This window comes from Ignatzschineria sp. RMDPL8A, assembly GCF_029815055.1.
GTDB lineage: Bacteria > Pseudomonadota > Gammaproteobacteria > Cardiobacteriales > Wohlfahrtiimonadaceae > CALZBJ01.
On sequence record NZ_JAPPWA010000002.1, the window covers coordinates 1,648,848 to 1,668,213 of the forward strand.

Sequence of the window (19,366 nt, forward strand, 5' to 3'; positions counted from 1 at the left end):
GCAAAACGATGGTACATTTTTTAGGCGAATACGAGATCCGCGTGGATGCGAAAAAGCGCATCATGCTCCCGGCTGCACTTAAAAAGCAGCTCGGCGATGTCGTTCGTTTTGTCATTAACCGCTCCTTTGATAAGTGCCTTAATCTCTACCCGTATGATATGTGGCAAGAGATCGATTCGGAGCTTGGAAAACTCAATCCGTTTGTTAAAAAAGAGCGCGATTTTGTCCGATTTGTTCGCGGTGGTGCGACCGAGGTAACCCTCGATGGACAGGGCCGTATCAACCTTCCCCAACGTCTAATGAAATATGCCAATATTGAGTCTGATCTCATTTTACTCGGAAATGGGGATGTCATTGAGATGTGGGATCTTGAGACCTATGAATCGATGCTTGATATTGATCCGGAAGATTTCTCAGCGCTTGCGGAAGAGGTGATGGTGAAACAAGCCGAAATTGAGCCTCCACATGAATCTTTTGATGATAGTATTGTCGTTCCCATTCTTCGGCGGTAAAATACCTCCCATATGAATATAGGACTAATCGATTCAGGGATTGGCGGGCTCTCGGTGCTTCGGGCATTTATCGCGGCCGGCGTTCCTGCCAACTTTTTTTACATTGCCGATTCTGGGCATCTTCCGTACGGCACGAAAAGCGATGCCTATATCGAAACGCGCATGGAGATTTTAACGGATTTTCTCATTCAAACTCACCAAATTGATGCGCTCGTTATTGCGTGCAATACCGCAACAGCCGTGAGTGCAAAGTCACTTCGCGCGCTTTACCCAGATCTTCCCCTAATTGGCATTGAGCCGGCGATTAAACCAGCAATCCTTCTGACTAAAACGCGCCACATTGCCGTCGCAGCCACCCATTCCACCATCAATAGTCCACGCTTAAAAGGCCTCATTGAACGCTTTGCAACGCCTAACGGAATCACCGTTCACACCATTGAAGCAGGCCCTTGGGTAACCCTTATAGAATCTGGCGAGATTTATGGTAAAAAAGCCCAACAAAGCATCGAAACGCTACTCAATCCATATCAATTCACCCGAGCAAATCACGCGTCTAACACAGAACAGACGGTTCAGATCGATCAATTTATTTTAGGCTGTACTCACTTTCCCTTTCTCAGAGAGGCAATTCAAGCCTATCTGGGTGATTCGGTGAATTTAATCGATCCCGCACGCTCCATTGTTAAACAGACATTAACGCTATTACCATCCGCTAAAAATGATCAAGCGTCGCCCCATTATCATTTTTATACCACCGGCGATCTTTCCCATTTTAAAACTCAGCTCAGCACCCTCTCCTTTCATATCGATCAAGCAGACGCACTAACGCGCTAACACCTTCTCGGGCACGAGGAAACCATGCAAAATTGGCCATAACCGAGTATGATAGAGATCAATATTTCCACGTTTTTCTCCGTTTAAAAGGGATACTTGATCACTATGCACGAGACTACGCTCTATCGCCTTGAATACGAAGCGCCCAGCTTTTTAATCGATTCCGTTGACCTCACCTTTGAGCTCGACCCGAAAAAAACGCTCATTACCGCGCGCTATACCTTAACGAAAAATCCTGACAATCCAAGCCGTGATTTTACCTTGGATGGAAGCGATACCTTAACGCTCGAATCCTTCATTCAAAATGGTGAAATGCTCGATCTTAAGGCTCTTCGCTTTAATCAAGAAGGTGGGATTTTACTTACGGACCTTTCCGATACGGTGACCCTTGAGATTCAAAACAGCGTCAGCCCTGAGAATAATCATCGTCTTCAAGGGATTTTCATGACCGATGGGCTCTTTTGCAGTGATTGCGAACCGCAAGGCTTCCGCCATATTACCTATTTCCCCGATCGCCCCGATGTGATGGCGACCTATCGCGTTAAAGTGATCGCCGATAAGGCTTACCCTGTTCTTCTATCGAACGGCAATCTTCTTGAAGAGGGTGAGTATGATGAGACGCGCCACTATACCATTTGGCACGACCCCTTCCCTAAACCCACCTATCTTTTTGCGCTTGTGGCCGGCGATCTTGAATTTATTGAAGCAACGCACATTCGCCCCGACGGCTCGCCCGTTAAACTTCGAATCTACGCCCACAAACCGTTTATTGCGCAGTGTGAATTTGCGCTTGGTGCGCTAAAACGTGCGATGAAATGGGATGAGGAGCGCTTTGGCCTTGTGTGCGATCTCGATCACTACAATATCGTTGCGGTGAATGATTTTAATGGCGGCGCGATGGAAAATAAAGGGCTCAATATCTTTAATGCCAAATTTATTCTGGCCGATCCTGATACCGCGACCGACGAGGATTTTAAAACCGTTGAAGCGGTGATTGGGCACGAATATTTCCACAACTGGACCGGCAATCGCATCACCTGTCGCGATTGGTTTAACCTCTCCTTAAAAGAGGGATTGACCGTCTTTCGCGAGCAAGAATTTACCGCCGATCTCCATCACCGTGGCATTAAACGAATTGAAGATGTTGCCCTACTTCGCACTCACCAATTTGCGGAAGATGCGGGCCCGCTTTCTCATCCTGTACGCCCCGATGAGTGTGAAAAGGTGGAGAATTTCTACACCATGACCATCTATGAAAAAGGCGCGGAAGTGATTCGCCTCTATCAAACGATTTTGGGCCATGACGGATTTAATAAAGGCCTGAAAAAATATATTGAAGAGTTTGACGGACAAGCGGTGACTACTGATGAATTTCTCTATGCAATGGAATCGGCCAATGAAACGCATCTCACCAATTTTGATCGCTGGTATTCTCAATCGGGAACGCCAGAGCTGCATGCTAGCATCGACTTTCACCCAGAATCAGAGACGCTTCGCTTAGCGCTCCGTCAAGTGCTTCCCGATAGCAAGCATCAAAAAAATAGAGCCGCGCAACCGATTCCGATTAAATATGCGCTCTTTTCGCAAGATGGCGAGATGCTCCTCGAAGAGATGCTCGTCTTTAATGAAAATGTGCAGTGTGTGCTCTTCCATGGCATTAAAGAAAAGCCGGTGATCTCGCTACTACGGGACTTTTCAGCACCGGTCAATCTTCATTTTGACTATACGCTCAAAGAATTAATTCTGATTTTACATGCCGAAACGGACGACTTTGCTCGTTGGGAAGCGATGCAACGCATCTATGAGCTGATTATTTTTGAGCATTCGACTACAGAGGATAAAGCCCGCGAGTTATTTGAGGTCTTTGAGCCGCTCTTTGCAAACGTGCGCCAATCACCTGAGTTTTACGCGCTGCTCTTTACGCTTCCTACCGTAACCGCGCTTTTGCCTAAAATGGAGAGCGCAGATCCGCTCCTTCTGTTTGGGCAAATCAATGGCATTACGCGCCAACTCGCCGCACATTTTGAGGATCGTTGGCTCGATCTTTATGAGGAATTTGATGGCGATTCACCGGCTCATCGCGCGATTAAAAACTGTGCGCTTAGCTATTTAGCCCATATCGAAACCAATCATCCGATTTTGGAAGCGCACTATATGAACGCCACCAACATGACCGATCGTAAGGCCGCATTTACCCTGGCAATTGAGCATGATATCGCGGTAAAAGAGACGCTTCTTACACACTTTTTAGAGACTTATCGCGACTATCCAACGGTGATCGATTCGTGGTTTGCCCTCCAAGCGCGTAATCCCAATGTATCCCTTCCGGTGGTGAAAAAGCTCACCGAGCATCCGCAATTTAGCTACAAAAATCCCAATCGCGCGCGCTCAGTCATTGCCGGATACGGTATGAATGTGGTGGCTATGCAACGGGATATGCCGGCATCATACGCGTTCCATGTGGGTGAAATTGTTAAAGTCGATGGGATTAATCCACAAACCGCTGCCCGTTTGATCGGTCCTTATACCCGAATCGGCAACTACTCAAGTGAGGATCAAGCCGCTATTTTAGCGCCGCTTAACTCCCTTTTAGAGAGCGATACCCCCCTTTCAAATAACTTACATGAACAGATTAAGAGGATTATTTAAATGAGTCAGACAGAGAATTTCTCCTTAAACGATCTTATGAAAAACCGCCGCACCATTCATCACTATGAGCCGACTCCAGTGCCGGAAGAATTGATTGATGAAGCGCTGTCGCAGGTGATCTATGCGCCGAATCATCATCTCACCTATCCCTATCGTTTTTACCGCATTGGGGAGTCGACGAAAAAAGCCTTTTTAGCGCGAGCATTTGATGATTTTGCCCAAAAAGATCTGGATACCGCCAATAAAAAGATTGGCCGCTGGAGCAATATTCCCGGCTGGTTACTGGTAACGCAAACCATTAACGAGAATGAAAAAACGTTTTTAGAAGATCACGCGACGCTTTCGATTGCGATGTATATGATGATGCTGAGCTTTCATAAAAATGGCGTTGGCAGTAAATGGTCTACCGCGAGCCTCTTTTCAGGCCCAGCGTGGTATGAGCTTTGCGATATTGATCCTGAAAAAGAGATTATTCGCGGCGTTTTATGGTTTGGATATCCTGAAAAAATGCCAAAACCGAATGAAAAACCAGCCTATACCGATTTTGTTAAAGTGATTCCTTAATCGATCAATCCGCTCCTGGCAAAACGGGGCTGTACGTTTCTGAAATTTCGGTCATAATACAATCCTCACGATGATATTTTGATATTTTGTGGGGATTTTTTATATACTGAAAAAGCATGTGCCAAAACGTGTGCCAATACTGGTATGATGCTCAATTAACTATTATCAGAGTCAATTAACTGTCAGAGGATGACCCATATAATGAAGAAACGAAAACTTGGATTATTAACGCGAATCATCATTGCGATCGCCTTAGGGGGCGCGCTTGGAAACTTCGTACCTGAATGGTTTGTGCGCATTTTCGCCACCTATAACAATGTCTTTGGCGAATTTATCAACTTCAGCGTTCCGTTAATTATTATTGCCTTTATCGCATCGGGAATTGCAGAGCTTGGTAAAGGCTCGCAAAGGCTCTTAGGTGCGGCAACGGGCATTGCCTATGTTTCGACCTTAATTGCAGGATTTTTCGCCTTTTTCGTGGCATCGAGCCTGCTTCCTCGCGTTATTTCACAACCGACCGAAAGCTTTGATGCGCCCGGCGCTGGATTAGCGACCACCTTCGTTGATATCGGCATTGAACCGATGATCGGCGTGATGAGTGCGCTTGTATTTGCCTTTGTAATCGGAATTGGAATCGCCTCGCTTAAAAGTAAAGTGCTTCAGAGTGGGTTTAACGAGTTCCGCGAAATCATCCAAAAATTGATCTCTAAAGTGATTATTCCGCTTCTTCCCTTCCATATTTTCGGGATCTTCCTCAACATGACCTACGCCGGCGAAGTGGCGCGCATTTTATCGATCTTTGCACTCGTATTTGTGGCCATTATCGTGATGCATTGGATCATTCTCGTCGCGCAATATTCAATCGCGGGAATGGTCTCAGGTCGTTCACCGTTTGCGCTGATTAAAACTATGCTTCCGGCTTATTTTACTGCCGTGGGTACACAATCTTCAGCAGCGACAATTCCGGTAACCCTGCGTCAATCGATTGAAGCAGGCGCGAGCGAGCGTGTTGCGGGCTTTACCGTTCCGCTTTTTGCAACGATCCATCTCTCAGGCAGTATGGTAACGCTTGTCACCTGTTCCGTCGGCGTTCTACTTCTTAATGGTATGCCCGTTGATTTCCCCATTTACGCGAAATTTATCTTCTTATTAGCCTTAACCATGGTGGCTGCCCCTGGCGTTCCCGGCGGCGCAGTGATGGCAGCTCTTGGTATTTTAGCGAGCGTCCTCGGCTTTACCGATACCATGCTTGCCCTCATGATGGCGCTCTACCTTGCTCAAGATAGCTTTGGGACCGCAACGAACGTCACAGGTGACGGTGCACTTACCCTTATCGTGGATAAAATTGGCGATAAAGAGACCTCAAGCGAGATCGACACCGCACAAAATACCGGCGCGTAAGTAGCCCATCTCTTTAATCTACCCCTTTGGTCTACATTTGACTAAACACAGAAAAAGACCTTAAGTCATGCCTTTTAAAGAAGCACACTTAAGGTCTTTTTTATGCCCATACCAATAGGGCCCTTGAGCGGTAATCACTCATCCATCACCACCTCGATTAAATTCCTTCACAATTGGCTGTGAGGATTCTCTCCATTTTTCGGCTATTTCTGCTAAAATCAGCACTTGTGCCACATTTTTTCATGATTCATAGGGAGACCCTTCACAGATGACAGAGATTTCTCTCGTCCTAGGCTTTGATTACGGCGAGAAAAATATTGGTGTTGCCTCAGGCAATGCGATTACTGGTACGGCGCAGCCCGTTACGATCTTAAAATCAACCCACGGCGAACCCGATTGGAGTGAGGTGGAAGCGTTGATCAAAGAGTATACGCCCGATGCGTTTATTCTCGGCATTCCCTTTACCAAAGATGGGACGGAAACCGATCACATCAAAAAGATTCGTAAATTTGGCAATCGCCTGCATGGCCGTTTTGGACTGCCGGTTTTTGAAGTGGATGAATCACGCTCTTCGATGGAGAGTGAAGCGTTTTTAAAACCCTCGCAGCGAAATAAAAAAGGCCAGCTCGATGCGATCTCGGCCGCCATTATTATCGAACGTTGGTTCTCGCCCTTTTAAGGTTGCCATCAAAACCGATGCCCCATCTTTATTGTCTATGTTGCTTTAGGATCTCATGCTAACCACTTTGCTTTGGGTATTAACCCCGCTCTTTCTTGGCTTTGCGCTCTATATTCAAAACCCGCCCATCTTAAAATTTGTCGATAAGGGCTTGATGATTCTCATCTACTTTATCCTCTTTATTATGGGGCTCAATCTCTCGGTGATGGAAAATCTGCTAGCAGAACTCACCAGCATCGCCGGAAAAACGGTGCTCTATATTGTGATGATTCTTGGCTGTAATATGGCTTTTTTCTACATCATCGATAAATATATTCCGCTACGGGTTAAGCAAACTTCAAATTATAAACCCTCGAAACTTGAGCTCGTGTTAAACGCTGGAAAACTGCTTGGTTCCATTATTTTAGGCTTAATATTGGGCGTTTTTGTCCAACGTTTGGGCCTTTTAAGTCACAGCATGATGAAGGCAACGGCTGACCATACCGGGCAGATCGCATTGATGATTCTCCTCTTTTTCGTCGGGATTCAACTTCGCAGTAATGGGATCAGCCTTAAAGCGGTTTTCCTCAATCGCTATGGCATTATTTTAAGCGTCGCGCTCATTATCTCCTCATTTTTAGGAGGTATTTTAGCGGCGCTAATGAGCGGTGCTGATCTTATCCAAGGGCTTGCCATAAGCTCCGGCTTTGGCTGGTACTCTCTTTCCGCGAGTGTCCTGCAAAAAGGATTTGGCCCGACCGTCGGTAGTATCGCCTTTTTTAGCGACCTCTTTCGTGAATTTTTCGCCTTTGCGGTCATTCCCATTATGATGCGCCGATACCCCCTTTCAGCCATTGGCTCAGGTGGAGCAACCTCTCTAGATTTTGTGCTTCCCGTCATTCAAAAATCCGGCGGGATTCGCGTGGTGCCGATTGCCATTAGTTTTGGATTTATCATCAATATTATCTCGCCCATTCTGCTCGCATTTTTTGCAAGTTTAGGGAGTACAGGCTGATGCGCAAATAGTAGATAAAGATTCGCTGTCTAGTAACCCCATTTTGATCAACTCTTAAGGGGATAGAACGGCGAGCCTACGCGAAATGTGCTACCCTTTTTATCATTCTTTTAATCCTTAGATTTTGAATATCATGAAAAAAATTCTGCTTGTTAAGACCTCTTCCATGGGCGATTTAATCCACTGTTTTCCTGCACTTACCGATCTTAAAGCCCATTTTGGCGACGAGCCCTTTGAGCTCACGTGGGTGGTTGAAGAGAGTTTTCAAGACATTCCGCTTCTTCATCCTGCAACGACAAAAATCATTCCCGTTGCGATGCGCCGTTGGCGAAAAGCGCTATTAAGCCCAAAAACATGGCGCGAATATGGTGCCTTTAAAAAGGCCATGCGCGCCGAAAAGTGGGATTATGTGATCGATGCGCAAGGATTATTAAAAAGCGTCTTTTTAGCGAAAAAAGCGAAACAGCCGATTCATGGCTTTAATGAAAAGAGCATTCGTGAAAAGGCTGCTGCTCGATTTAATACCTATCAATATGAGGTCAAATGGCTCAATGGCGCCATTGCTCGCGCTCGTCTGCTATTTTCGCAGATTTTTGGCTACGATCTCACCCCGCAAATCGATTTTGGTCTGCCAAAACTTGAAAACAGCAATCCATTAACGCCGGATGAACCGTTTGTCTCGCTCATTCATGGCACAAGCGCTGAATCGAAAGAGTGGCCGGAAAAAGAGTGGATTGCACTCGGGAAATGGCTGCGTAAGAAGGGGCTCGTTTCGATATTATTTTGGGGAAATGAGCGGGAAAAAGAGCGCGCCGAACGCATGAGCCGTGAGATTCCAAAATCGGTGGTCGTTCCAAGACAATCGCTCACGGAAAGTGCTCATATTATCGCGCAATCTAAACTTGTGGTGGCGGTCGATACTGGCTTTGCCCATATCGCCAATAGCCAAGAATTACCGCTTGTGATGCTCTTTACCGATAGTAAACCGAGCCACGCCGGTGCGGTTCTCACCAAACATAATCGCCATGTGATCAATATGGGCGGAATCGGGCGCGTACCGATGCTCGATGATGTAAAAAATGCCATCGATGCGTTCGATATTTTACCCAAATAACGCATCATCAAGCCCAAGGAGAGAGTATGCTGAGCCATTCATTATTGCCCTTGCCTCATTTACAAAAAAATCGGCAAAAACGTTCAGCGCTTCTCTCCTCTATTTTTTATATAACGCTTACAGCACCCTTATTAATCGGATCAATGTTAATTGGGCAGGCTGCAGCGCAAACACAGGCGCAGACACAAAACTTTAATCACGATCGTCCTACAGACAATCTCAATCCCATTGCGGACTATACTCACAATGAAACCAGTAGCGACCGAGTAAAACGCCCCGTCGTTCCTGCAAAACAAAGTGGCGAAGCAGTGGAGATTGAGATCTCGACTCAAGGGCTTGAAAATAATCCCGCGCTCTTAATGTCGCTCCTACAAACGGTGATTGCAGAAAATAATATCCCCGCGATGGGCGCGCTACTTCCCGCCTATAAACGCCTGCCCGAGCACTATCAAGACCCAATGCTGATCCACTATATGGAAGGGATGGTAGCAAAAGAGCACCTCGATTATTCAAAGGCGATCGCCCACTTTAATGCGATGCTCGAAGAGACGCCAGATCTCCCTAAAATTGAGGTTTCACTGCTTGAGGCCAATCTTGCCAATCGTGCTCATCGAGATGCGGAAGAAATCATTGAAAAGCTTGAGCGTTATCCGCTTGATGATGGGTCTCGCGAGGCGCTTCAATCCTATCAGGACTATATCAATAAACGGGAATCGTTTGAATTTGATCTTGGGCTCAATTATACGGAAGATCGGAATATCAATGGCGCACCGCCGATCGGCGCAAATGCCAATGGATTTGTCTCCATTACCGAAGCGGAATCGGCGCACGGGATATCCTATTTTTTCTCCGCTAAAAAAGATTACAACCTTAGCGGACAGCACTATTTCCGCACCAAAGGCGAGCTCTACGGGCAATATTATTGGGACAATCGCACCTACAATGAGGTTACTGCACGAGTTTACGCGGGTTACGGGTATCAAACCTTTGGTACATCGATTTTTGTCACCCCATTTTATGAAAAGCGCTGGTTTAGCCAAAAACCCTATGCCCACAGCGTCGGGTTACGAGTGAGCGTCGATCAGATGCTTTCGCCAAAATGGCAATGGATGAATATGGCAGAATTTCGCCACGAAACCTATGATCAGCAGCGGAATTTTTTAGATGGAGATCGCTTTATGATCGCCACCACCCTGCTTTACGCCCCGTCTAATGACCAATTTTTCTTTGCCGGGCTCGATTTTAGTAAAGAGTCCCCTAGTGATGAGTCAGACCAATATATTCGCCGGGGGATTCGTGTCGGTTGGGGAAAACAGTGGCCCAATGAATTTTCAACCAACGTGCAAGCGAGCTACGCCAAACGTGCCTATAAAGGGGAGGACATCACCCGAATTCAGCGCAGACAAGATGAATATACGCTCTCGCTCTCCGTGTGGAAACGCGATATCGAATTTTGGGGCATTACGCCAAAACTCTCTGTCAATTGGCAAAAAACCTCCGGCAATCACCCTCTCTATAATTACGACCGCTTTAAGTGGTATCTCGATTTTAGTCGCGCGTTGTAAAGAAAAAGGTCGCACAGAGCGCGCCAATAATGCCGCCTAGAAGATCGGCCACCGCATCAAATAGATCACCACTTCGGTCAAGCGTATAGTGCTCTTGCAGATATTCAGAGCCGGCGCTGCATATTACAAGAAACATAAAGAGTAAAAACCAACCCCATTTCCCGCGTGCATCAAAGCGAAGGAGCGGCCCTTTAAAGAGCGCTACTAATAGAAATCCTTCCACTGCAAACAGGGTAAAATGCACCGCTTTATCGAGATGCGGAATAATCAACGGCACCTCGGGAATCTCGCTTGCTGGCTTAAAAAGAGCGTACAAAATAAAGAGCGACCAGAGAGTTACGCCCATAAACCAGACGCCATTAGGCCAATTACGAAGACGATTTTTCCAATTCATCAATGCCGATTCCGTGATTAAAGGGGGGCTTTATTATAAATAATTATGCGAAAAGTGCCACTAAATAGAGAATCCCATTTAAAGAAGCGACGCCGACAATAACGCTCACAAAGACATTCTTCCACCAGAGATAACTGCCAAGCACAAGAAACATCGCACCAACTTTGGCAAAAATATCGGTCATGGAACTCTCGGGAATGGCGAGGCTATTTAAAATTAAAATCATCATCACACTGATGGGAAGCGCGAAATTAAGCGCCCGTAAAATCGGCGAATCGAGCCATTTAAGCGGGACAAGCGCGGGAAATGCACGAAGGAAAAGCGTGATTACACTCATCAAAAGCGCTGAGATAAACATTGCGGTTACAGTCATCGTCGTCATCTTATTTCTCCCCACCAAGCGCATCTTCGTTAAGTGATCCATCCCCATGATAGAGTGGCTGTTTACGCTCAAACAAAATAGCGCGCACTAAAATAATCGCAATCGACACCACAAGCGCCATAATCAGCACTGACTCCGGCAAAATCCAAAGCATAAGCAGAAACACCCCAAGCGCTAAAACGCTCGGCCACCACACCTTTTTCATCTTCACTTGTTCATACCATAAAATGACAAAGAGCGATGAGAGCGCAAAATCAAGATTTGGGATCAAACTGCCGATCCCCTCCCCTAAAATCACACCGGCAATGGTCGCGAGCACCCAATAGCTATGCACTAAAAAAGAGATCTTAAGAAAAAGCCCCTTCTGATCGCGCTTTGAGAGCGTCGTTAGGACGGAAAAGCCTTCATCGGTAAGGCAAAAATAGCAGTAGGTTCGTGCAAGACGATTTTTAGGGAGCGCATCAAGAAGTGGTAGACCATAAAAGACATGGCGAAGATTAATGGTGAGCGTTTGGAGCGAAATCCCCATCACGCCGGCAGCCGCTTTTACCGCATCGATCATCGCATATTGCGCCGCCCCAGAGAGTGCGACAATACTGATCAAAATCGCAAGCCACCATGGAATGCCCGCACTTGTGGCTAAAATCCCAAATGCCATTCCCGCCGGCGCATAACCCATCGCAACTGGATACGTCACCTTTACGGCGCGTTTCCAGCTAAATTCATTCTCCACAGTATCCCCTTTGTGAGTTTTTTATAGACCGCATAAAGTAGGCAAAACCGCTTGGCTTCCCCTAATAATTGGTCGCTATTTTATTAAAATAATTATCTACAAATGTTGGTTCGTCTAATCGATCTCGCCAAGATAGCCTTTGAGATGATTCACCAGTTTTTCGGCCACTTGATTAACGCTTAGCTGATCGGCCTTTTCGTTTGCGATAAGATCAGCCATCTGCGTCATTTTAAGCCCCGCATACCCGCACGGATTGATATAGGTAAAGGGCGTTAAATCCATCTTCACATTGAGCGCAAGCCCATGATAGACTGCGCCATTTTTGATCCGAAGGCCAAGGGAGGCAATCTTATCGCCCTCCACATAGACTCCCGGCGCATCTTCTTTACCGTACGCTTCAATACCATAATCGCTAAGCGTATCGATAATGCTCGCCTCAATCGAACGGACGAGGGAACGAATCCCAATTTTGCGTTTTTTAAAGTTAATCAGCGTATAGACCACCAGTTGCCCAGGACCATGAAAGGTCACCTGACCGCCACGATCGACACGCACAATGGGAATCTCCGTAACATTTAGAATGTGTTCCGGCTTTCCCACCTGCCCCTGCGTAAACACTTGCGGATGCTCCACAATCCAAAGCTCGTCGACAGTCTCATCGGTACGAGTTTCGGTAAAGTGTTTCATCGCTTCAAACACAGGAAGATAATCGGCCAATCCTAAATATTTAACGTTCACACGGACAATCCTTGTAGTATGCTCAAACTAAATCATCTTTCGATCATATCGGGCTTTAGCGCGAAGATCAATCCTCAGAAGGCGACTTCGGCGTGCGTGGAAGAGCACGTTTATGGTGCGAGCGTTCATGCCAAAAACGGATCACTTCACGATCTTTCTCCGGCACCGATTCCCCATTTAGATGACGATTGAGCATTGCATAGGTTGTGCCCATCTCATCTTCATCGGTCTGCTCTTCCCAAAGGCCCGCTGAGGGTTTTTTATTAATAATCTCATCGGGAACGCCTAAAATCCGCGCGATGTCGTAAACCTCATCTTTATTGAGATGAAAAAGCGGCACAATGTCCACCCCGCCATCGCCATATTTAGTGAAATAACCGGTATACCACTCCACCGCATTATCAGTGCCGACGACGATCGAGTTTTTCGCCTGTGCAATGGTATAGAGCGTTGTCATCCGAAGGCGTGCACTGGTATTGCCAATTAAAACGCGCTGACGCTCAGGATCTGAATTGGTCATATACTCAGTTCCCGAGGCTTCAATTTCACTCATGAGCGCATGGTGCGTTGCGGTCAAATCAACAGTAATGGAGGGAAGGCCACACGCTTTCATCACCAATTCTCCGTCTTTTAAATCATTGGGGTGGCTCATGCACGGCATCATCACGCCTAGCGAGCGCTCGGGAAAAAACTTCGCTAACAGAAAGGCCACTACTGCCGAATCAACCCCGCCGCTCATACCAAACACAAAGTGCTCAGCGCCGCGATAATCAAGTTCAGTTTGCAACCAGTTTCCTAAATAATCGATATATTTTTCCACGAAACACTCCTTAAATGATTTTAATTACTCAGCATCCGCTGAATCGATGGGATATTCCACCACTTCTAAACGGGGATTGGGGCGCAAAATTCGGCCCGCTTTCGCTTGAGGCTCACCATCTAATAACACATTATCACCGGTGAAGCTGACATTCACTTTTAGAAGACTTGAGCCGACGCCATAAACATCCACCGGGGTGTTTTGCGCTTCAAATTCTTCAATTTTCTTAGGATTAAACCCGCCACTTACCACGATTTTTACATTGGTATAACCTTCCGCATCAAGCGCATCACGAAGCGCGCGAATCAAGGTTGGATTCGTGCCACGGGGATCAAAGGGACCCAATAGATGGGGATTGCGCATAAAGTATTGATCCACCATATTACCGGAGGTATCAACCCGCACCGCCACCAGTTTTTCACCAAAATGGCGCGCAACACGGAGCGAATCTTCGATCACATTATTATTGTAATCAACGAGCACCATGAGCTTATCTTCAGGGAAGGTTTCGTAATAGGCTTTCGCCGCTTCCAAAAGATCGCCATTAAAGAGCTGAATGAGCGCGTGCGGCATCGTGCCTAAGCCCTCTTTGCCCCACCACTCATTCATCGCATGGGTCGCTTGCGCACTTGAGCCGCCGATATAAGCTGAATAACCATCGCCCGCTTGTTGCCCGAAATGATCGTCACGGTCGCCCATAAAGATTACCTCTTTATCGCCCGCCGCTTGAACCACGTCATGCACATTGGTGGCAATGGAGGTTCTGCGCGCTAACAACCCATCAATTAAGCCTTCAAGAAAGCCAAATTTTTGGTAATTTCCGGTAATCGATAAAACGGTTTCGTACGCCCCAATTTTATCGCCATCATTGAGTGCTTTAATTTCGAGCGTTTCAGGCGAATCGGCGAAAGTGTGAAGGAGTGCAATGGCCTCGTCGATGCCACATAGGACAACGTCATCATGACGCTGGAAAAACTGCATCGTCACCTTTTTATCTTCACGATAGCGTCGCGCAATTTCAGCGGTTTTTAAAAAGTAAACTGCGGAAAACCAGCCCTCTCCAATCCTCTCATCAAACTTGAACGTTTTATTGGTCAAACGTTTGATTTTTCCCTGTTCCTTTAGGTCGAACTCTTTTACGGTGTGATTATTTTTTTGAGACATCTTACGTTCCTAGATGAATTTTATATTTTAAAGTTGCCCTTCGTCTTCGAGGACGCCGTGACCACTTGGCCGTTATAAACCCGATAACCCGTCCTAAAATGGATTATAAATTTATAATATCGTTAATATACTACCCTATTTATTTCCATATATTAAGCCTCATTTTTAGCGCACTATGCCCATTTTCCCTATAAATGCTCAATTTGAGGATAAGTCGGCCATAAAATTAATCGAGCTTTTATCAAAAAGTGGATATAATAATCGCTCTCGGTCCTCATTTTGACACACTTTTAACGGATAACGCGATGCAAGACCTACAAAATATCTACCCGCTTCATGTGATTGAACTTGAAAATGATCAACTCAACCTTTTTTTTGACGCAGATCTACAATATGAGCTCTTTGAAGATGCCGAAAAGGAACATTCAGGCTATGCATGGATCGATATTATTGAGCTTTTCTTAGAAGATAACTTTCCCGATTTAATGGGCGAATTTGATTACGACCCAGAAGCGGATACCTGCTCACTTCGCGGGAATTTTGATGAGATGAAATACTTTATCTTAGAATTTCGCGCGATGATGTTTGACGATGTTCAATTGCGTGATTATATCGAACGCCTCTAAACGAGCATCTCTCTCAAATCCAAGCATCAAAAAAAGCGAGCCTTAACTGGACTCGTTTTTTTAATTCGAAACACTAAACCTTGGGGTTTCAGTCGAAAACTCTAATCTAAGCGCGCTTTATCCGCCGTCTCCATACGTTTAAGCTCACTCTCTAAATTCTCAATCTCCCCGACTTCCGGCGCGAGATCTGGGCGATCTTGCATAATGGCCGCCGGCGTTACGCTCCCTTGGATGGTGCAGGTAATCCAAAGTTGATTGGGATGATCGGGAAGGCGCTCAATAAAAAAGCCTTTTTCCATCACCCCTGACGGCGTTAAAATCCCCGCCATATCGATGGGATTATATTTCCACGGTTCATTCCCGCTTCGGCGCACCCACTCACCACCACTCCACGATTGATCGGGGCTCGTCTCACGCCATGCAAGGTTTGGAAGCGCTGCTTTCACCTCATCAAAATTGTTCTCCGCTAAAAAACCCCAAAAGTAGAATTCACCGAGCTCAAATCCACGCAGATCAATATAGCGATCGTAATAAGCAATAAGCGAGAGGCCTTTCTCTTTAATCGGTGTGTTAAAACGATAGACCGACGCTTCATCTTCTGAAAAACGATCTTCTACCGCAAACCACGCAACGCCGCCCGCCTTATCAGAACGCACAAAACCCGGCTCCGCACTTCCCTTTTCATATAAAGCATTGAAAAAGCGCTGATCGCAGGCACTCATCTCGTCAATCAGCGTCCCTGCATTGGCCCATGTAAAAACGCCACACCCCAGTAATATCCATTGTTTTAGTCGCATGTCGGTTCCTTTTTTCTTTGTGTCATCGCCTTCCGAATCATAAATCAATCATGAATTAATCATTAATTAATTATGAATCAATTTAGCGGTGGAATATCCCTCTACTTTATCAAACTCTTAGGCACTTCGAGTAATTAACTTAGTGGCTTAAATTCATTGCTTAAATTCAAGGCGTTAGCTTGAATCTTTGATTTTTATCAATTATCCTTAACGAATCACTTCGATTGACGCTCGCACGATGCGTCATCAATCGCTCAATCCACCTCAATCCCCGCTTATTGACAAGGAGCTCACATGATTGCCTACTCGATTTTAGATCTTGCGACCGTTTACCAAAACCAAACCCCACGCGATGCATTTTTACGCTCAAAAGTGTTAGCCCAGCAGGCGGAAAAAGAGGGCTATACCCGCTTTTGGGTTGCCGAGCACCACAATATGGTCAATATCGCAAGCAGCGCCACAACGGTGTTAATGGGCTATCTCGCGGAAAATACAAATAGTATTCGGATTGGCTCTGGCGGGGTGATGATGCCAAACCACGCGCCACTTATGGTTGCGGAAAGTTTTGGTACGCTTGAATCGCTCTATCCTGGGCGAATCGATTGTGGACTCGGCCGCGCGCCGGGGACTGATCAAAAGACCACTTTTGCCCTTCGCCGTGATCCTCACAGAGCCCTTGAATTTCCTGATGAAGTCCGCGAACTGCAGAGCTATTTTAATCCGGCCATGAGTACCGCGTATGACCCTTCAATTCAAGCGATTCCGGGGCGGGATCTCGATATTCCCATCTATATTTTAGGTTCAAGTCTTTTTAGTGCGGGACTTGCCGCAGAGCTTGGACTTCCCTATGTCTTTGCCGCCCACTTTGCTCCCGATCATCTTATTCAAGCAATTGAAACCTATCGCCGTAAATTCAAACCCTCAAACGTACTCGAAAGCCCCTATGTGATCGTCTGTATGAATGCGGTTGTTGCCGAAAGTGACCGTGAAGCCCATCGCTTATTTACCACCATGGAGCAGAGTTTTACCAATCTCGTTCGCGGTACTATAAAGCTCTCGCCTCCGCCCGTAGATGAGATGGAATCGGAATGGAATATCGTGGAAAAGGTGCATGTTAATCGGATGCTGCGCTATTCTGCGGTGGGTGGCGAGGAAAATGTTCGCCTTAAATTAAAGGATGTCCTTCGTCAAACGAAAGCCGATGAGCTGATGTTTACCTCGGCAATTTTTGATGAAACGGCGCATTTAGACTCCTATCGCCGCCTTGCTGAAATTATGCAAACGCTTTAGTGGATACGCTTTTTTGAGGATAAAGAAACATCAAATCAGCGTATTGTAAAGATTGTTAAGCGAGTAGCATTTAAGGGGCGCTTTTTCAGTGGTAATTTCCCTAAAACCCCGTATACTCTCCTATCGGGTTTGATCTATATCAATCACTTTACTAGGAGAATAATAATGAGTGCAACCATGATTATTACCATCGTTGGTATGTTACTTCAATTTGCAATCGCAGGCGGTCTTGTCTACTTTTTCCTCGCACAAAGCAAAAAGAAGAGCGGCGAGAAGTAAATTATTACTTCGCCCTTGAGATACAACAACGACTCACAACGTAAAAAGACACGCTTCGAATGATTCGGCGGGTCTTTTTTTATTGGCTAAATATTCTTATAATGCTCCCATGATTACGCGCTATCTTCTCATTATTGCGGGGTTTATCTCGCTCATATTAGGGCTGATTGGATCGGTCTTACCACTGCTTCCAACCACGCCTTTTTTGCTCTTGAGTGCGTATTTATTTGGGAAAAGTTCGCCCCGCTTTCACGCTTGGCTCCTCAATCATCCCTATTTTGGCGAATTTATCCGCGATTATCTGATCCATAAAGGGATTAGCAGACGCCGTAAGATCCGCATCTATCTTATCTTATGGGGAACGATGATCCTTAGCATGCTGATCGCGCGTAACGGCGTTGTCGCACTCCTCTTAATTGTGACAGGACTTTCCGTTTCTTACTTTATTCATACGCGAAAAACCTTGCCCTAACCGCCTTTTCAGAAAAAAATTTATGTAACACGACTCTTTTTAAAGTGTCACAATCCCGTCATATTCCTTTTTTATACTCAACGTAGATCAAAAATCCTTAAATCAAAACCTTAAATCTAAATCACGTTTATCAAACGAAAAGGAAACAGTATGACTTCATTAAAAAAACTCACTTCAGCCATCCTTTTAAGCGGTGCGATTATGAGTGGTACAGCCGTTGCACAAGATGTGTCAATCACCGGTGCGGGCGCATCATTCCCAGCGCCTGTCTATGCAAAATGGGCCGACGAATATAATAAAGAGACCGGTAAACGCATTAACTATCAATCGATCGGATCCTCAGCGGGCGTTAAACAGATCACCGCAAAAACCGTTGATTTTGGTGCATCCGATGCGCCATTAAGTGACGCGGATCTTAAAGAGAAGGGATTAGTTCAATTCCCAACGGTCACGGGCGGCGTGGTGCTTGCGATCAACGTTGAAGGCATCAAATCCAATGAGCTCGTTCTTGACGGGAAAACCTTAGGCGACATCTTCCTCGGCAAAATCAAAAAATGGAACGATGAAGCGATTCAAACCTTAAATCCGAACGTAAAACTTCCCGATCAAGCGATCTCAGTTGTGCGCCGTGCAGACGGTTCAGGCACCTCATTTATCTTCACCACCTACCTCTCGAAAGTCAATAGCGACTGGAAAGACCAAGTGGGCGCAGGATCAACGGTCAACTGGCCTACCGGTATCGGCGGGAAAGGTAACGACGGCGTAACCGCATTCGTTCAACGCGTGAAAGGGTCTATCGGATACGTTGAGTATGCCTACGCAAAACAGAACAATTTAAGCTACACCAAGCTTGTCTCAAAAGATGGTGAAGTGTTAAGCCCAAGCGCGGAAAGCTTCAGTGCGGCTGCGGCGAAAGTAAACTGGAAACAATCCTTTGCACAAGACCTCACCCATCGTGAAGGTAAAAACGCGTGGCCATTAGCCTCAACGACCTTTATCTTAATGCATAAAGATCAAGCAGATCCAGTTAAAGCGGAAGAGATCATCAAATTCTTCCAATGGGGCCAGACTGAAAAAGGTCAAGCGATCACAAAAGGCTTAGACTACGCGCCACTTCCTGAAAACGTTGTAACCATCATCGATGAGACGCTTGCAAAAGAGATCAAAACTAAATAATTGATTTCGCGTATTCTAAATCAATGACACACTGAGATGGCAAGTGGAACGATGATTCCCTTGTCATTTCAGCATATCTACAAATTGGTAGATAAATTGAAATCAAACAAGACAATCGTTGGGACAGAAGGCACCGATTTAACACAGATCGACAACAATAACACCGCCCGCCCATCGTTACGT

Annotated in this window: 20 protein-coding genes; 13 read left to right on the plus strand and 7 right to left on the minus strand. The window is 46.0% G+C overall.

All coding sequences use genetic code 11. The features are described 5' to 3' along the window. Window positions 1-8 precede the first annotated feature (8 nt). The 9 genes from mraZ to OXI21_RS08975 all read left to right on the plus strand — a co-directional run bounded on the left by mraZ (window position 9) and on the right by OXI21_RS08975 (window position 10,312). The gene (gene mraZ, locus OXI21_RS08935; RefSeq protein WP_279619226.1) at window positions 9-512 is read left to right on the plus strand and encodes a division/cell wall cluster transcriptional repressor MraZ; all 504 of its coding nucleotides are present in this window, start codon (window positions 9-11) and stop codon (window positions 510-512) included. Window positions 513-524: 12 nt separating this feature from the next. Then, entirely contained in the window at window positions 525-1,346 is an 822-nt protein-coding gene (gene murI, locus OXI21_RS08940; protein WP_279619227.1) for a glutamate racemase, read from the plus strand. Between the two features lie 105 nt (window positions 1,347-1,451). Beyond that, the gene (gene pepN / locus OXI21_RS08945; protein WP_279619228.1) at window positions 1,452-3,995 is read left to right on the plus strand and encodes an aminopeptidase N; all 2,544 of its coding nucleotides are present in this window, start codon (window positions 1,452-1,454) and stop codon (window positions 3,993-3,995) included. Next, the gene (locus tag OXI21_RS08950) at window positions 3,996-4,559 is read left to right on the plus strand and encodes a nitroreductase family protein (protein WP_279619229.1); all 564 of its coding nucleotides are present in this window, start codon (window positions 3,996-3,998) and stop codon (window positions 4,557-4,559) included. A gap of 201 nt (window positions 4,560-4,760) precedes the next feature. After that, window positions 4,761-5,960, plus strand: a complete 1,200-nt coding sequence (locus tag OXI21_RS08955; RefSeq protein ID WP_279619230.1) for a dicarboxylate/amino acid:cation symporter — start codon at window positions 4,761-4,763, stop codon at window positions 5,958-5,960. Between the two features lie 268 nt (window positions 5,961-6,228). Beyond that, a complete protein-coding gene (gene ruvX / locus OXI21_RS08960) occupies window positions 6,229-6,639 on the plus strand; it encodes a Holliday junction resolvase RuvX (RefSeq protein WP_279619231.1) in 411 nt (136 codons plus the stop codon). A gap of 55 nt (window positions 6,640-6,694) precedes the next feature. Then, window positions 6,695-7,633 carry a lysine exporter LysO family protein gene (locus OXI21_RS08965; protein WP_279619232.1) on the plus strand — a complete coding sequence of 313 codons (939 nt, stop codon included), beginning with the start codon at window positions 6,695-6,697 and terminating at the stop codon, window positions 7,631-7,633. Window positions 7,634-7,766: 133 nt separating this feature from the next. Further along, window positions 7,767-8,747 (plus strand): lipopolysaccharide heptosyltransferase I, encoded by a 981-nt coding sequence (gene waaC, locus OXI21_RS08970; RefSeq protein ID WP_279619233.1) that lies wholly within the window; start codon window positions 7,767-7,769, stop codon window positions 8,745-8,747. A 26-nt stretch (window positions 8,748-8,773) separates the two neighbouring features. Next, window positions 8,774-10,312, plus strand: a complete 1,539-nt coding sequence (locus OXI21_RS08975) for a surface lipoprotein assembly modifier (protein ID WP_279619234.1) — start codon at window positions 8,774-8,776, stop codon at window positions 10,310-10,312. On the opposite strand, the gene OXI21_RS08980 is transcribed toward OXI21_RS08975, so the two are convergent. From OXI21_RS08980 to OXI21_RS09005, 6 genes are all read right to left on the minus strand, one after another. Further along, a complete protein-coding gene (locus tag OXI21_RS08980) occupies window positions 10,296-10,706 on the minus strand; it encodes a VanZ family protein (RefSeq protein WP_279619235.1) in 411 nt (136 codons plus the stop codon). The two genes, OXI21_RS08975 and OXI21_RS08980, sit on opposite strands and share 17 nt — an antisense overlap. A gap of 43 nt (window positions 10,707-10,749) precedes the next feature. Beyond that, window positions 10,750-11,088 (minus strand): AzlD domain-containing protein, encoded by a 339-nt coding sequence (locus tag OXI21_RS08985; RefSeq protein WP_279619236.1) that lies wholly within the window; start codon window positions 11,086-11,088, stop codon window positions 10,750-10,752. A 1-nt stretch (window position 11,089) separates the two neighbouring features. Further along, a complete protein-coding gene (locus OXI21_RS08990) occupies window positions 11,090-11,821 on the minus strand; it encodes an AzlC family ABC transporter permease (protein ID WP_279619237.1) in 732 nt (243 codons plus the stop codon). Between the two features lie 114 nt (window positions 11,822-11,935). Then, window positions 11,936-12,559 carry a lipoyl(octanoyl) transferase LipB gene (gene lipB / locus OXI21_RS08995; protein WP_279619238.1) on the minus strand — a complete coding sequence of 208 codons (624 nt, stop codon included), beginning with the start codon at window positions 12,557-12,559 and terminating at the stop codon, window positions 11,936-11,938. A 67-nt stretch (window positions 12,560-12,626) separates the two neighbouring features. Next, on the minus strand, window positions 12,627-13,379 hold the full coding sequence (nadE, locus tag OXI21_RS09000) for an NAD(+) synthase (RefSeq protein ID WP_279619239.1): 753 nt from the start codon (window positions 13,377-13,379) through the stop codon (window positions 12,627-12,629). A gap of 24 nt (window positions 13,380-13,403) precedes the next feature. Next, window positions 13,404-14,543 (minus strand): nicotinate phosphoribosyltransferase, encoded by a 1,140-nt coding sequence (locus OXI21_RS09005; RefSeq protein WP_279619240.1) that lies wholly within the window; start codon window positions 14,541-14,543, stop codon window positions 13,404-13,406. Between the two features lie 305 nt (window positions 14,544-14,848). Here OXI21_RS09005 and OXI21_RS09010 point away from each other — a divergent pair, with 305 nt between their 5' ends. Further along, the gene (locus OXI21_RS09010; protein WP_279619241.1) at window positions 14,849-15,169 is read left to right on the plus strand and encodes an Imm51 family immunity protein; all 321 of its coding nucleotides are present in this window, start codon (window positions 14,849-14,851) and stop codon (window positions 15,167-15,169) included. Window positions 15,170-15,270: 101 nt separating this feature from the next. On the opposite strand, the gene OXI21_RS09015 is transcribed toward OXI21_RS09010, so the two are convergent. Next, a complete protein-coding gene (locus OXI21_RS09015) occupies window positions 15,271-15,966 on the minus strand; it encodes a hypothetical protein (protein WP_279619242.1) in 696 nt (231 codons plus the stop codon). Window positions 15,967-16,260: 294 nt separating this feature from the next. Here OXI21_RS09015 and OXI21_RS09020 point away from each other — a divergent pair, with 294 nt between their 5' ends. From OXI21_RS09020 to pstS, 3 genes are all read left to right on the plus strand, one after another. Next, window positions 16,261-17,256: an LLM class flavin-dependent oxidoreductase gene (locus OXI21_RS09020; RefSeq protein WP_279619243.1), complete on the plus strand. Its 996-nt coding sequence runs from the start codon at window positions 16,261-16,263 to the stop codon at window positions 17,254-17,256. 388 nt (window positions 17,257-17,644) lie between these two features. Beyond that, window positions 17,645-18,007 carry a YbaN family protein gene (locus OXI21_RS09025; RefSeq protein ID WP_279619244.1) on the plus strand — a complete coding sequence of 121 codons (363 nt, stop codon included), beginning with the start codon at window positions 17,645-17,647 and terminating at the stop codon, window positions 18,005-18,007. A 150-nt stretch (window positions 18,008-18,157) separates the two neighbouring features. Continuing rightward, window positions 18,158-19,183: a phosphate ABC transporter substrate-binding protein PstS gene (pstS, locus tag OXI21_RS09030; protein WP_279619245.1), complete on the plus strand. Its 1,026-nt coding sequence runs from the start codon at window positions 18,158-18,160 to the stop codon at window positions 19,181-19,183. Window positions 19,184-19,366 lie beyond the last annotated feature (183 nt).